This window comes from Sphingobacterium sp. SGR-19, assembly GCF_011043555.1.
Classification (GTDB): Bacteria; Bacteroidota; Bacteroidia; order Sphingobacteriales; family Sphingobacteriaceae; genus Sphingobacterium.
In genome coordinates this window covers 550,083-564,351 of record NZ_JAAKGS010000002.1, presented here as the reverse complement: position 1 = coordinate 564,351, position 14,269 = coordinate 550,083, and the positions used below count along the sequence as shown (strand labels likewise).

At 38.6% G+C, this 14,269-nt stretch carries 12 protein-coding genes and 1 tRNA gene; 10 read left to right on the top strand and 3 right to left on the bottom strand.

Features of this window, described 5'->3' with window-relative positions:
* Nucleotides 1-397 precede the first annotated feature (397 nt).
* A complete protein-coding gene (locus G5B43_RS06060; protein WP_165293812.1) occupies nucleotides 398-865 on the bottom strand; it encodes an immunoglobulin-like domain-containing protein in 468 nt (155 codons plus the stop codon).
* A gap of 739 nt (nucleotides 866-1,604) precedes the next feature.
* Between G5B43_RS06060 and G5B43_RS06055 the strand changes: the two genes are divergently transcribed.
* The 3 genes from G5B43_RS06055 to G5B43_RS06045 all read left to right on the top strand — a co-directional run bounded on the left by G5B43_RS06055 (nucleotide 1,605) and on the right by G5B43_RS06045 (nucleotide 4,809).
* Nucleotides 1,605-1,946, top strand: coding sequence for a hypothetical protein (locus G5B43_RS06055; protein ID WP_014773753.1), 342 nt, complete (start codon nucleotides 1,605-1,607; stop codon nucleotides 1,944-1,946).
* A 46-nt stretch (nucleotides 1,947-1,992) separates the two neighbouring features.
* On the top strand, nucleotides 1,993-3,210 hold the full coding sequence (locus tag G5B43_RS06050) for a putative peptide maturation dehydrogenase (protein ID WP_165293811.1): 1,218 nt from the start codon (nucleotides 1,993-1,995) through the stop codon (nucleotides 3,208-3,210).
* A gap of 894 nt (nucleotides 3,211-4,104) precedes the next feature.
* Nucleotides 4,105-4,809, top strand: coding sequence for an ABC transporter ATP-binding protein (locus tag G5B43_RS06045; RefSeq protein ID WP_165293810.1), 705 nt, complete (start codon nucleotides 4,105-4,107; stop codon nucleotides 4,807-4,809).
* Between the two features lie 166 nt (nucleotides 4,810-4,975).
* On the opposite strand, the gene G5B43_RS06040 is transcribed toward G5B43_RS06045, so the two are convergent.
* Nucleotides 4,976-5,049 (bottom strand) — tRNA-Pro (locus tag G5B43_RS06040).
* A gap of 195 nt (nucleotides 5,050-5,244) precedes the next feature.
* Here G5B43_RS06040 and rplS point away from each other — a divergent pair.
* The 3 genes from rplS to yidC all read left to right on the top strand — a co-directional run bounded on the left by rplS (nucleotide 5,245) and on the right by yidC (nucleotide 9,298).
* Entirely contained in the window at nucleotides 5,245-5,592 is a 348-nt protein-coding gene (rplS, locus tag G5B43_RS06035; protein ID WP_165293809.1) for a 50S ribosomal protein L19, read from the top strand.
* A gap of 236 nt (nucleotides 5,593-5,828) precedes the next feature.
* On the top strand, nucleotides 5,829-7,436 hold the full coding sequence (locus G5B43_RS06030; protein ID WP_165293808.1) for a CTP synthase: 1,608 nt from the start codon (nucleotides 5,829-5,831) through the stop codon (nucleotides 7,434-7,436).
* A gap of 41 nt (nucleotides 7,437-7,477) precedes the next feature.
* Complete coding sequence (gene yidC / locus G5B43_RS06025) at nucleotides 7,478-9,298, top strand: membrane protein insertase YidC (RefSeq protein WP_165293807.1); 1,821 nt, start codon at nucleotides 7,478-7,480, stop codon at nucleotides 9,296-9,298.
* Between the two features lie 55 nt (nucleotides 9,299-9,353).
* Here yidC and G5B43_RS06020 read toward each other — a convergent pair whose 3' ends face one another.
* On the bottom strand, nucleotides 9,354-10,703 hold the full coding sequence (locus G5B43_RS06020; RefSeq protein ID WP_165293806.1) for an acyl-CoA dehydrogenase family protein: 1,350 nt from the start codon (nucleotides 10,701-10,703) through the stop codon (nucleotides 9,354-9,356).
* A 229-nt stretch (nucleotides 10,704-10,932) separates the two neighbouring features.
* Here G5B43_RS06020 and G5B43_RS06015 point away from each other — a divergent pair, with 229 nt between their 5' ends.
* The 4 genes from G5B43_RS06015 (at nucleotide 10,933) to G5B43_RS06000 (ending at nucleotide 14,265) form a co-directional block, all read left to right on the top strand.
* Nucleotides 10,933-11,151 (top strand): hypothetical protein, encoded by a 219-nt coding sequence (locus G5B43_RS06015; RefSeq protein ID WP_165293805.1) that lies wholly within the window; start codon nucleotides 10,933-10,935, stop codon nucleotides 11,149-11,151.
* Nucleotides 11,152-11,310: 159 nt separating this feature from the next.
* Nucleotides 11,311-12,660, top strand: a complete 1,350-nt coding sequence (gene purB / locus G5B43_RS06010) for an adenylosuccinate lyase (RefSeq protein WP_165293804.1) — start codon at nucleotides 11,311-11,313, stop codon at nucleotides 12,658-12,660.
* A gap of 74 nt (nucleotides 12,661-12,734) precedes the next feature.
* Entirely contained in the window at nucleotides 12,735-13,289 is a 555-nt protein-coding gene (locus G5B43_RS06005) for a NifU family protein (protein WP_165293803.1), read from the top strand.
* A 127-nt stretch (nucleotides 13,290-13,416) separates the two neighbouring features.
* Nucleotides 13,417-14,265 (top strand): transketolase, encoded by an 849-nt coding sequence (locus G5B43_RS06000; protein ID WP_165293802.1) that lies wholly within the window; start codon nucleotides 13,417-13,419, stop codon nucleotides 14,263-14,265.
* Nucleotides 14,266-14,269: the final 4 nt, after the last annotated feature.

The following is a 14,269-nucleotide window of genomic DNA, read 5'->3' as shown; positions in this document are numbered from 1 at the left end:
TTATTCTAAAATATGCTCCGAAAATAAGGAATACAAACCGACTATTAAATATTATTTGCACATTTTAACGAAGTTTGTTACAAACAATAGGACGAGAACTGCCGCAGCAACGGTAGACTAAAAAATATTTCGTTGAGAATCAGTCTGGATATAGGAATTTAGACATTTTTTTTTGTAAGTTTTAAAAACTGACGTATATTTGCATCGTCAAAACGAAAACAAGCTGTTTAGACAAATGTTTGTCCCATAGTATAAGGGTAGTACAAGTGATTTTGGTTCATTTAGTCTTGGTTCGAATCCAGGTGGGACAACAAAAAAGGAGCGCAGATTTTTGCGCTCCTTTTTGTTGCTTTCGCACTTTATTCTTAATATCGAAAGCGGATCTTCTCGTCAATACTCAACGCACCCACTTTCCATTTCCAGAATTATTTACATCGTCCGCTCCGCATTTCTTAACGTAAAACTCGGCATAGACTTTGACCTCTTCTTCTGGTTTTTGATAGTCAGACTTTAGATAATATTTAACAATTCTGTATTTCCCGACTTTGTAATCAATTTCTTCTCTGAAAAGGTTTTTTTCATATGTATAAAAAACCGAAGGCGAGAAATTATAGCCCACATCCTCGAAAACTTGATCTGGCGATACTTTTACCCACTTATTATTTTCGAAACGCTCAATCCAATAATGTAATCCCGCCAGTATCGTTTCTCGCGTATTGTTTATCATGGTCACTTCTACTGTCTCAGGGAGCTGGGAGAGATTAAAAACAGTCGGTTTCACTGATAAGGTTACGGTCTCTTCCTGTATCGGCGTATTACTCGATAAAAAAGTAGCCGAAATTATAATCAAAATAAAGTTTTTCATATAGTCCAGTCCCAAGATACAAAATATCTGATAATTTATATTATAGTCGGTTCGTACGGATCAAATCTAGGTTCTCATCAGTCATCCCCTAAAACACAAAAAGCCCGACTTATTGTCGAGCTTTTCCGTCGGGGTGGCAGGATTGCTTTAGCCCCTCATCCCCAACCTTTACCCTAAAGCTCCTACGGATCGAACCCCGGTTCTCATCCTGCCCGAAAGCAAAAAAGCCTCTCTTTTCAGAGAAGCTTTTTGTCGGGGTGGCAGGATTTGTCACCACTCCTCTAATTCGTTGATTTTGTTATTGTTAGCAAGCAAACTATCAAGATAGGTAACCGAATAGGTCTCATTTAATGTATCCTACTTTGTCGGGCTTTGAGGCCTCTTGATAACACCAGTTCCAATCAGTCAATGTACTTTGTTGCCATAAAGATAAAAAAGCTCCCCGATAACTAAAATCCTTTATCATAGAATTTAGTCGCCAAACCAATCCCGTAAATGCCCAAAGCGAGAACAGCGCAGGCCAAGAGCGGTGGGGTTTCGCAAGCCACTAATGAGCGGAGGAAAACAACAAACAGAAAGGAGGGATTGCGAATAAATGCTGGCTATTTACTTTATAAACAACTCATAATGAAAGAAAAACACTTGTATTTATTGAAATAGTTGGTTAGATTAGCAACAGGAGTTTATCAAGGATTAAGTAAACATAATGATTTAGAGCACTAATTAAAACTTTACTATTATGGAGACTCAAAATTTAAACAATTTGGCACCAAGAAAACTTGTTAGTTTTCTAAGCAGTCTATTGACAGATGATTCTTTCAAGAAAGAATTAGAAGAAAATACCAAGAAAACGCTTTCTAATTACGGTATTCACATTGAAGATTCAGCCATTGATGAACTAATAAAACTTCCAGAAACGGAGAAATTTAGAGAGGCGGTTGCAGAATTCATGGAAAGAGAGAAATTTGCATTTCCTGCCCAATCTAACGTTCAGATGGGGCTTCCGCTAGCATTCGCTATCACTGTTGTATTTGTTTTTTTACCCATGACATCCAGTGCAAAGATGAAAAATGTAGCTTAATCGCCAACTTGATAAACTCCTATATTAATCATTTTTAGAACAGGTTATGAAGTCAAAAAAAATTAAAAGAAGTGAGTTTGTGTTTTTCTATCATAAAAACGGAAAAACACTTGATATCCAAGAGTTATTGAAAGGAAAAATTCAACAAATTGAATCGCGGAAAATGTTGGCTTTTCCTGTTTTAAATGGGGAAGAGATTGTTGTGTCAGACGAAGAATTCGAAATATTAAAATCTATTTCGATAACTGAATGGGTAGAATTCAATGAAAATCTAGGTTTTACTCTTGAGTTTCTTGAAAAATTTGCTTCAGTAGGAATATTACTATTTGATAATGGGCAGGAGGAATTTGCACAATATATTCGAAAAGAAGATATTTTAAACAAGTCCAAATGGAACATATATGCAGCTTTCTTCCACTACTTAACAAAATGGAGTAAAGTGGATGTTGAGATGGTTACCGAGGATTACGAGGGTGATGATAATATGGATCTATATGAGCAAGGAATGGATAACATAATTAAAAAAAATGGCGTTCCACCAACTCATTTTCACAAAATAAATTCCGAAAATAGAACTATGTTACCCCTTGAAGATTTGTCTGATGATACTTATTATCAGACTATCCTAAAAAGAAAGACCAGTCGAATCTTCAACAAGAACATTTCTGTAAAATTGGAGACTTTATCAACCGTGCTACTTTATACGTTCGGATGTCATGGAAAGTATGACATGCACAAGCAGTTAACGTTATTACATAAAACAGTTCCCTCAGGAGGGTCACTACACCCAACGGAAGCGTACATTCTATGTTTAAACGTTGAATCGTTAGAACCTGGAATTTATCATTATAATGTTGAAATGCATAGTTTAGATTTGGTTAAAATATACAATGCAGAGGAAGCGAAGGATTTTGCTAACAAATTTGTGGCTGGACAGCATTATGTCAAAGATGCTGGTTTTCTTGTTCTTATGACTACTCGATACTTTAGAAACTTTTGGAAATATCAACAACATACTTTAGCATATAAAGTCACTTTATTGGACACAGGGCACCTAAGCCAAATGTTTTATTTAAATGCAGCTAAAGAAAATCTGGGAAGTTTCGTAACAGGAGCTATAAACACATCGCTGATTGAACAGGAACTGTCTCTAGACGGCTTTACTGAAGGAGCTACTCTCGTTGTTGGTTGTGGAATTCCATTAGCCAATGAAAGTGTTAATCTATTAGAACCTGATTTCTTAAAACATGAAATTGTAAGATAGGATGTTTGAGTATTTTACTTTTAGATTTAAACAACTGTTTCGTTACCTATCAGCAGCGGGTGGCAACCTTTTTATACTGGTTCCTTTTGCACTAATATTGCTATTCTATTTAAACAAAGTATTGACCAATGTGGGAGTAGAGGGAACGCAGATAATGATCGCCATAATTTTGTTGTCTTTAGGGTTAAAACGCAAAGATACCGAGTTTTTAAGTTCCGTATTTAAAAACAGGACCTTGCTTATTTTTTTGATAGAATATTTGACGCTTTATCTATTCTTAGAACTTTTTGCACTATCCGTGCATAGCATTGATTTTTTGATGACACTCCCTCTTTTGTTAATTTTCGCTATGGCAGTATATCAATCAATATTCAAAAGAAAAATTAAAAAGTTCTACTTTATCAGAAAATTAACTCGTGCTTTACCATTGCATGCGTTTGAATGGAGATCGGGAATCAGACAAAGTCCACTACTTTTTTTGTCCAGCTATATCGTTGGGATAATCTTGTTGTTTTTCTTCCCCATAACTCCTATTATGATGCTCTACTGGATGACATTTTCAGGAGAGTTTTACGCGTATTTAGAAGCCCGGGAGATAGTACAATCGTATAGGACGCATAAATATTTTTACGAACAGAAGATAAAGAGTATTTTATTGGCATGCAACCTATTATTTCTGCCACATTATATTCTGTTTGTCTTTCTATATACTACCCCTCAAATCCTAATACTGGTAGGATGTGCCATATTGTTTAATATGGTGCTTATATACGCCTTCCTGTTAAAGTATACGCTAAAAACAATAAGCACCAAGGTTCAGAATACTATACCGATTACGCTTTATTTTATCTTAACGCCAGTCCTTCCTGTATCATTATATTTACTTTACAAAGTATGGAGAAAGAACCGAGAAAATCTGAGAGCATTATTAAATTAGAACAATTCACATTTGCTTATGGGAGGAAACCGATATTTGACAATGTGAGTCTGGGTATCGAAAACGGTCAAATATACGGCATTGTGGGTGACAATGGGGCAGGCAAAACAACCCTATTTAATATTATTAGCGGGAATATTGATGTTGACAAAGAAAATCAAACATTGCCTCTTCCTAAAGATATAGCTTTTCTACAGGCAACCCCTTATTTCTATCCATATATGACAGGTTTAGAATATCTCAAAATTGTGGGTCAATATTCAGAGGAGAAAGTAAACGTATGGAATTCTATTTTTCAGCTACCTTTAAAAGAATATATTCATAACTATTCGACTGGAATGCAAAAAAAGCTATCGATCATGGGCATTCTATTATTGGATAAGAAAATAATTATTATGGACGAACCGTTTAACGGTCTAGATCTAAAAACGAGTGAAATAGTCAATATTATCATTGAACGGCTAAAAGAAACAGGCAGTACTATATTATTATCTTCGCATATCTTAGAAACAATTCTTCACCATGCAGATAAAGTGATTTTAGTAAAGAACAAGCAACTTTCACAAAGCTTTGACAGGTCTCAATTTGGAGATCTGTCAAAAATAATAAAAGGAGAATTTGTAGGTGACATAAAGGGAAAAGTAGATAAATTAATTTTATAAAAAACGGAATTTAATAGCCTCCTTACAGCCTCTCCAATTAACTTATTCCGAATAACGCTTATCTTGACCTATCTTTATAGCTGGGATGTTATAGGTGAAAAATCCAATAGTTTTGTCCGAAATATGTCCGAAAATAGAAAAAGCCACTGATAATCAGCGGCTTTCGTCGGGGTGGCAGGATTCGAACCTACGACCTCCACATCCCAAATGTGGCGCGATACCGGGCTACGCTACACCCCGAAAGGCATCACCTTTTTTTCTGTGGCACAAATATACGGCATATTTAATTACTATCATATTTTTTTTGAGAATAATTTTCTTACCTTTGCAACCACTTACAGGATTTTAAAAAAGTATTTTTTTATTTAAAATAAAAGCTGTAATATTGCATTCCGATTTTTTCAGGATAAAATCGTTTAATAATTACTCGAAATCATGGATTTAGTAAAATTTGTAGAAGAACAAGCGGTAGTGAAAAATGAAATCCCCGCTTTTAAAGCCGGAGATACCATCAGCGTTCATTATAAAATTCGCGAAGGAAATAAAGAGCGTGTTCAGGTGTACCAAGGTGTAGTTATCCAGTTAAACAGCGAAGGTACTAACGCGACTTTTACTGTTCGTAAAATCTCTAACGGTGTTGGTGTTGAACGTATCTTCCCTGTGAATTCACCTAACATTCAAAAAATAGAAGTTAATAGTGTTGGTAAAGTTCGTCGTGCTAAATTATTCTATTTACGCGGTCTTACCGGTAAAGCTGCGCGTATTAAAGCAAAACGTGTATAACAAAACCACTGCTCAAGAAATATGAAAAAGCCGCTACGTCAATAGCGGCTTTTTATGTCCTTTCTAACTCGCCCAGCCACTCCAGATACCTACTATACCAGCACGAATAATACTTTAGGGTTTTTTATGCTTTAATTTCCGTTAGTATCGGAAAAAAACTTATCTTTGTATCCCGTACATAAAGCAGATTTAAGGCCGTATTTAAGGCTTGAAATACTTGAAATTCCATTATTGCTATGAGTAAATATATCTTCGTTACGGGCGGCGTAACCTCGTCGTTAGGAAAAGGCATTATCGCGGCTTCCTTGGCTAAACTTTTACAAGCTCGGGGGCTTAAAGTGACCATCCAAAAATTTGACCCCTACATCAACATCGATCCAGGAACGTTGAACCCATATGAACACGGAGAATGTTATGTTACGGAGGATGGAGCGGAAACCGATCTAGATCTAGGCCATTACGAAAGATTCCTAAATGTTGCTACCTCACAAGCCAACAATGTCACAACGGGAAGAATATACCAACATGTTATCGATCAAGAACGCGCAGGAGCTTATTTAGGCAAAACGGTTCAAGTCGTACCTCATATTACTGATGAAATTAAGCGTCGGATGCAACTCCTAGGACAAACCGGAGAATACGACATCGTTATTACCGAACTAGGTGGCACAGTAGGCGACATAGAGTCGCTTCCATTCATCGAAGCAGTAAGACAATTGCGCTGGGAGCTCGGCAATAGCGACTCTTTGGTCATTCACCTCACGCTCGTGCCTTATTTAGCCGCAGCAGGAGAATTAAAAACAAAGCCTACGCAACACTCCGTAAAAACGCTTTTGGAATATGGTATACAACCCGATATTCTCGTGTGCCGTACCGAACACAAACTAACACACGATATCAGAAAAAAACTTGCCCAATTCTGTAACGTCAATATCAATGCTGTAGTCGAATCCATTGATGCACCGACTATATACGATGTACCTTTGAATATGCTGAAGGAGCAGTTGGACAAAACAGCTTTGGCAAAATTGAAGTTATCCAATAAAAACGAACCAGATTTAGAAAATTGGAAAACTTTTCTGGGCAAACTTAAAAATCCGACGAGTGAAGTATCCATAGGTCTGGTCGGCAAATACGTCGAACTTCCCGATGCCTACAAATCCATTACCGAGGCTTTCATCCACGCAGGCGCCATGAATGAGACCAAGGTAAAGGTTAAGTACATTGCAGCAGAAAGCATAAACGACGAAAACGTAGTCGAGAAATTGAAAGATCTTGCTGGTGTTTTAGTTGCGCCTGGTTTCGGTGAACGTGGCTTAGATGGAAAACTGAGTGCCATTAAATTTGTACGGGAAAACAAAATCCCATTCTTCGGTATCTGTTTGGGTATGCAATGCGCTGTCATTGAATTTGGAAGAAATGTGCTTGGATTAAAAAAGGCGAATAGCTTCGAGATGGATGAAAAAGCACCTCATCCTGTTATTAACTTAATGGAAGAGCAAAAGTCCATCACGAATATGGGCGGCACCATGCGACTAGGTGCATACGCGTGCGAAGTCAAAAAGGGTACAAAAGCCTATTCTATTTATGGCAAAACAAAAATATCGGAACGGCACAGACATCGTTATGAATTTAACAATGCATATCTAAAGCAATATGAAGAAGCTGGTATGATCGCCTCCGGAAAAAATCCCGAAACGGGACTGGTGGAAATCGTCGAATTGAAAAACCACCCGTTCTTTGTGGCAGGGCAATTCCATCCCGAGTTAAAATCGACTGTGGCAAACCCTCACCCACTTTTTGTTAGCTTTGTAGCCGCCGCCATAGCCTATAAAAAAGGCTGAGATGTACTTATAATATATAATTGAAAATTAAAAAATAAAAAATGGATAGAAATACCCTCATTGGATTAGTGCTGATTTTCGGCATCCTGGCAGGCTCTTTTTATTTAATGAAACCTACTGAACAAGAGCTTAAGCAAGAACAAAGGCTTCAGGATTCGTTAAAAAGAGTTAGAGAAGGCCTCCCTCCCATAGCAGACACTTTAAGCACTAATTCACAACCAACAATAGACACTGCCGAAATCTCGAATAAACCGTTCGGTAACGCTCGGTTAGGAGATGAGCAGATTGTTACACTGGAAAACGAGTTGATTATTGCCAAAATAAGTTCTAAAGGTGGACAAGTCAGATCTGTTCAGTTAAAGAATGAAACAAATTATGACGGCAAACCGCTCATGGTTATTGACGAGGGGCAAAACCAGTTTGGCTTTGTTTTTAAAGCAAACGGTGAAAATATTAATACCAGTGACTTGAATTTCACACCACAAAGCGGAGACATTTCAGTTACGGGCGAATCTGCTCAATCGATTGGGTTTAGATTGAATTATAGCGAAACCCAATATTTGGAGTATACCTATACTATCAAAGGCAATGATTATAATGTGGCCCTTGACGTCAAAGCCGTAGGCATCCAAAACCTCATGGATGTTAAGACCAGTTCCATCGGACTAAACTGGGAAACAACTTTGCTACGGAAAGAACGTAATGCGAAATCCGAACGCGAACGGTCAACGATATTCTATAAAGACCTTGCGGGAAATGTAGACAACCTTTCCGAAACGAGCGATGACAAAGAGCAAATTGAAGACAAATTAAGCTGGGTAGCGTTCAAACAACATTTCTTTTCCGCCGCGGTAACCTCAAGCCAACCACTAAACAACTCGGCGTTGAGTGTAGCTTTCGATTCAGATGATGGTATCATAAAACACTACAAAGCAGTGGCGGATTTGGATTTCTCTGCTCAGAAAGATAACCACTATACATTCAATTTCTTTTTCGGTCCTAATCAATATAAAGTATTAAAGGCACATGGAGATGATTTCGAAAAAATCGTTAAAATGGGTTGGGGACCTATGGGATGGATAAACAAGTTCATTACGGTGCCTATTTTTGACGTTCTCGACGGCCTCCATTTGGGTTATGGGATTATTATATTAATACTAACCCTTATCTTGAAAGGAGTATTATTCCCGTTGACCTATAAATCATATAAATCTATGGCTAAAATGCGTGTATTGAAGCCACAAATAGACGAAATTAAAGAGAAGGTAGGTGACGACAATCCGATGTTACTCCAGCAGGAGACAATGAAGCTGTATAAACAAGCCGGTGTAAATCCACTAGGTGGATGTTTGCCTCTATTATTGCAGATGCCTTTCACGCTCGCTTTCTTCTTTTTCTTTCCTAATCTATTTGAGTTACGGGGCGAAAGTTTCCTTTGGGTAAAAGATTTGTCTACTTACGACGCCCCGATTACTTTTTCTCCGATTTTTGGAATTGGACACATCTCTTTTATGTGTGTGCTCATGACGTTGACGACGCTGTTGACCACGTGGTATAACAATGCTACATCGGGTGCCGCTGCCAACAATCAAATGAAATATATCGGGTACTTTATGCCTTTGATATTCTTCTTCGTGTTGAATAGCTTCCCAGCAGGATTAAACTATTATTATTTTTTGTCAGCAGTTTTGACATTCCTCACACAGTTTATTATCCGTCAATTTATCGACGATGATAAGATATTGGCAAAAATTGAGGAGCATAAGAAGAATCCGAAAGCGGCGAAGAAATCATCTTTCCAGCAAAAAATGGAAGAAATGATGCGCCAACAACAAGCACAACAGCAAAACAAGAAGAAATAAAAAAATAAAGCCCGAGCATTGTTCGGGCTTTATTTTTATGACATGTTATTCGTCCTTACACAAATGCACTTATTCCGGTAATACTTCTTCCGACAATAAGGGAATTAATTTCTTTCGTACCTTCATACGAATAAATAGCTTCCGCATCAGCTAGGAAACGAGCAACATTGTATTCTAATAAGATTCCATTGCCCCCCATTACCTCACGTGCCCTCGACACAATGTCCCGCGTACGCATCGTGCAAAATACCTTAGCTAACGAAGCGTGCTCATCTTTCAGTTTCCCTTCATCTTGCAATTCTGACAATCTAAAAACGAGCGTCTGCATAGCCGTTAAATTGGAAAGCATTTCCACCAAATGATTTTGAATCAGCTGAAATGACGCAACTGGTTTCCCAAACTGTTTACGCTTTAACGTGTAATCCAATGCGTTTTCATAAGCGCCACGAGCACAACCGACCGCCATCCAGGCCACTCCCGCACGCGTCATCTGCAATACCTTCGCCGTGTCCTTGAAGCTATTCGCAAGCGGCAACCGATCAACTTCTTGCACTAAACAGTCTGTCAACGTAATCAACCCATTTTGCACAATACGCAAGGCCATCTTACCCTTTATTTTCTCCACCATAAAACCCGGATTCTCTTTACGGACAATAAACCCTTTTACTTGATTATCATCCACATCCCTAGCCCAGATAATCGTCATATCGGAGAATGTGGAATTGCCGATCCATTTCTTTTGTCCGTTTAGCACCCATCCTTCCGCTGTCTTGCGACAAGTCGTCGTTAGACCACCTGCTGTCCCTGAGCCTACTTCTGGTTCCGTCAATCCAAACGCCCCAATTTTCTCCAATCGCTGCATTTTGGGCAACCATTCACTCTTTTGTTCTTCTGAACCACACATATAGATAGAGCCCATGGCCAATCCGCTTTGAACCCCCAGAAATGTCGCAATAGACGGATCTATTCTCCCAAATTCTGCGGCTATTATGCCATCCATCAACGAAGTACCACCCGCACAACCATATCCCTCATAAACATATCCACATACATTCAACTCCGCTAACTTAGGAATGATTTCAAACGGGAATTCATCATGCAACCAATATTTATTTACAATAGGTTTAATTTCACGCTCTAAAAAATCCCTTACCTTTAACTGTAAATTTCGGTCGTCGGCAGATAACTTGGCTTCTACAGCATAAAAGTCTGCATTAATTTCAGGTGTTTCGCGTCTCTTAACACCATCTGTTAGCATCTTCGCCATACCTTTCAACTGTTCCTCGCTCATTTTGGACATCCCTGCCATAAGTGTTGGAATATCGATTTTCTTAGATAATGCATCCAGTTGCGCTAGGTCGACGTGCTTCAATAATTGAAGTATATTTTTGATTTTTTTTATCATGTTTAGTTATTTGGGTACCCTCCATTGTAACACTTTTTTTATAAAAATGTTTTTTTTATTGTTGTTTTTCAGCAAAACACCGTTATATTTGCGCCGGCCTTAAAAAGGACCTTTGTAAAGAAACGTACAGTTTTTTTATTTTTTGTAAAAACATAGGTTACCTTTTATAATTGCTGGTATTAAAGTGTAAATAAACAAATTTGTTTCAATATAAAATAGAAAATTAAAAATGAAAAATTTATTCAAATTCGGATTTTTAGGTCTAGCTTTAACAATCGGATTCGCTTCATGTGGCGGTCAGCAAACTCAAAACGAAGATGCTACTGAAACATTAACTGAAGGAATCGAAAACCAAACTGAACAAGTAGCAGACTCATTAGAAAATGTTGCTGATTCAGTTAGAGCTGAAGGTGATTCTATCGTTGATTCTTTGGATAACGTTCAATAATCCGAGACAGTATTAAAAAAAATACTAAAAACCCACACAATTGTGTGGGTTTTCTTTTTTTCTGGCAATGCTAGTTTTGGAGTTTTTACTATTTTTGTTCATAGTTTTATTCTTCCACAAAAGGCAGATGTTAATTTTTATTTTTATTTTTTCGTGACCATGAGCTTATCACCTTTGACTGCCGTCTCTCCTATCGACGGACGTTACCATAACAATACAAAAGAACTCACTAATTATTTCTCGGAATTTGCTTTGATTAAGTACCGTGTATTGGTAGAAGTGGAATATTTCATTGCTTTATCCGAGTCCGGAATCCCACAACTGGCACATTTCGATGGATCTCTTAACGAACGTCTTCGGCAGATATACGAAAACTTTTCGTTGGAAAATGCACAATGGATTAAAGATACCGAGAAAGTAACCAATCATGATGTTAAAGCGGTTGAATATTTTCTAAAGAATGAGTTTGAAAAACTAGGATTACACGACTCACTCGAATTCATCCATTTCGGGTTGACCTCACAAGACATAAATAATACGGCTATTCCATATTCATGGAAAGAAGCTTTGAATCAAACCTACCTTCCGAACATCCAAGAGCTAACGGACGAACTGACGTCACTTGCCAAGCAATGGAAGGATATACCCATGTTGGCCAGGACACATGGACAACCTGCCTCTCCTACCCGCTTGGGAAAAGAAGTTAGGGTATTCATCGAACGGATAGAAAAGCAACTGGAGCTGCTACAACAAATTCCCCTTTCTGCAAAATTCGGAGGTGCCACAGGAAACCTTAATGCACACCACGTAGCATATCCTGCTATCGATTGGGTAGCATTCGGTAATAACTTTGTGAATGAAAAACTCGGTCTATCACGTTCTCAAACGACGACCCAAATTGAACATTATGACAACTTTGCAGCAAGCTGTGATGCGCTCAAACGCGTCAATAATATCCTCATTGATCTCTGCCGGGATATGTGGACGTATATCTCCATGGAGTATTTCAAACAAAAAATAACGGCTGGACAAATCGGATCATCAGCGATGCCGCATAAAGTAAATCCTATAGATTTTGAAAATGCAGAAGGGAATTTAGGTATCGCCAATGCTCTATTTGAACATTTAGCGGCAAAACTTCCTATTTCACGTTTACAACGTGATCTGACCGATTCAACAGTGCTGCGGAATATTGGTGTTCCTTTTGCACATACCATTATCGCGATCAAATCTACTCTTAGGGGATTAAGAAAACTCATCCTTAATGAACCTGCACTTCAGGCGGATTTAGATAACAATTGGGCGGTAGTAGCAGAAGCTATCCAAACGATATTACGAAGAGAAGGGTATCCCAAACCTTATGAAGCACTGAAAGACTTAACCCGTACCAATACACACGTAACACAGGAAACCATTGCAACTTTCGTTGACGGGTTGAATGTAAATGAAGAAATCAAGGAAGAAATCAAAGCAATTTCTCCAAGCAACTATACGGGCATTATACAATAAGCTTTGACGTCAAAATGACCGGCATTGGCCTATTTTTGGTGTATATTTGTCAACTATTATAGATTAGAGGAAATATGGCAACAATTAATGTATATACAGAATCGACCCCCAATCCTTCTACCATGAAGTTCTTGGTCAATAAATTATTGATTAACGGTAGTCTAGATTATCCCGACCGAGAGAAAGCGCAAGAATCTGATTTTGCCAGAGAGTTATTTAAATTCAACTTTGTAGAGGGCGTCTTTTTTGCGAGTAATTTTGTAACCGTTACAAAGAGCGAAGGAGTAGAATGGCCGGATATCGAGCCTTTGCTAAAAGATTTTGTCAAGGGAGCTGTCGAATCGGAATTGGCAGTTAAACCAGTTGAGCATTCCGAGGATGTAAACTTTGAAGGCACGGAGGTTGAAGTAAAAATTCAGCAGGTTCTGCATGATTACGTTCGTCCGGCAGTGGAACAGGACGGAGGTGCTATTGCGTACAGATCATTTGACAATGGTATTGTTACGGTGGAATTGCGTGGTTCTTGTAGCGGTTGTCCATCCTCTACAATTACCTTAAAAGCCGGTATTGAAGGCCTATTGAAAAGAATGGTACCAGAAGTAGAAGAAGTGGTAGCTGAAGCGCTATAATACCATATAAAAAATTAAAAAAGGGAAGATCATAAGATCTTCCCTTTTTTAATTGTGCTTTTTACAGCTACTCTGCTAAAAATCATTAACTTTATAGCCAAAATAACCGAAACATTATATTTCAAAAATGAGTGCAGATATCAACAAACTAGAACAGATCGCTTCACAGGTAAGACGTGACATCGTTCGTATGGTGCATGCTTGCCAATCCGGTCATCCGGGAGGTTCGCTTGGTTGTACGGACTACTTCGTAGCGTTATACTTCTATGCGATGAAACATGATCCTTCCTTTAATATGGATGGCGTCGGAGAAGATTTATTTTTCTTATCAAACGGGCATATTTCTCCCGTTTTCTATAGTACACTAGCCCGTTCGGGGTACTTTCCTGTAAGCGAACTCGGTACGTTTAGAAAAATCGATTCCCGTCTCCAGGGCCACCCGACCACACACGAAGGGCTACCGGGTATCCGCATCGCGTCAGGATCGTTGGGACAAGGTCTGTCTGTTGCTATCGGTGCTGCTCAAGCCAAGAAATTAAATAAAGACAATGGTTTGGTATATGTGTTGATGGGTGATGGCGAGTTACAGGAGGGACAAGTATGGGAAGCCGCCTTGTATGCTCCACATAATAAAATGGACAATATTATTGCCGCAGTGGATTATAACGGCGCACAGATTGACGGCTCTACCGAACAGGTATTATCACTCGGAAATCTCCGTGCAAAATGGGAAGCTTTTGGCTGGAATGTTATGGAAATAGAACAGGGAAATGATATGACATCGGTCATCCAAGGCTTAGATGAAGCTAAATCACGCACAGGCAAGGGTAAACCTGTCATGATACTATTGCATACAGAAATGGGGAACGGCGTAGATTTCATGATGGGCTCGCACAAATGGCATGGTATCGCCCCTAACGACGAACAATTAGCATCTGCATTGGCACAAAATGCGGAAACCTTAGGAGATTATTAATTGC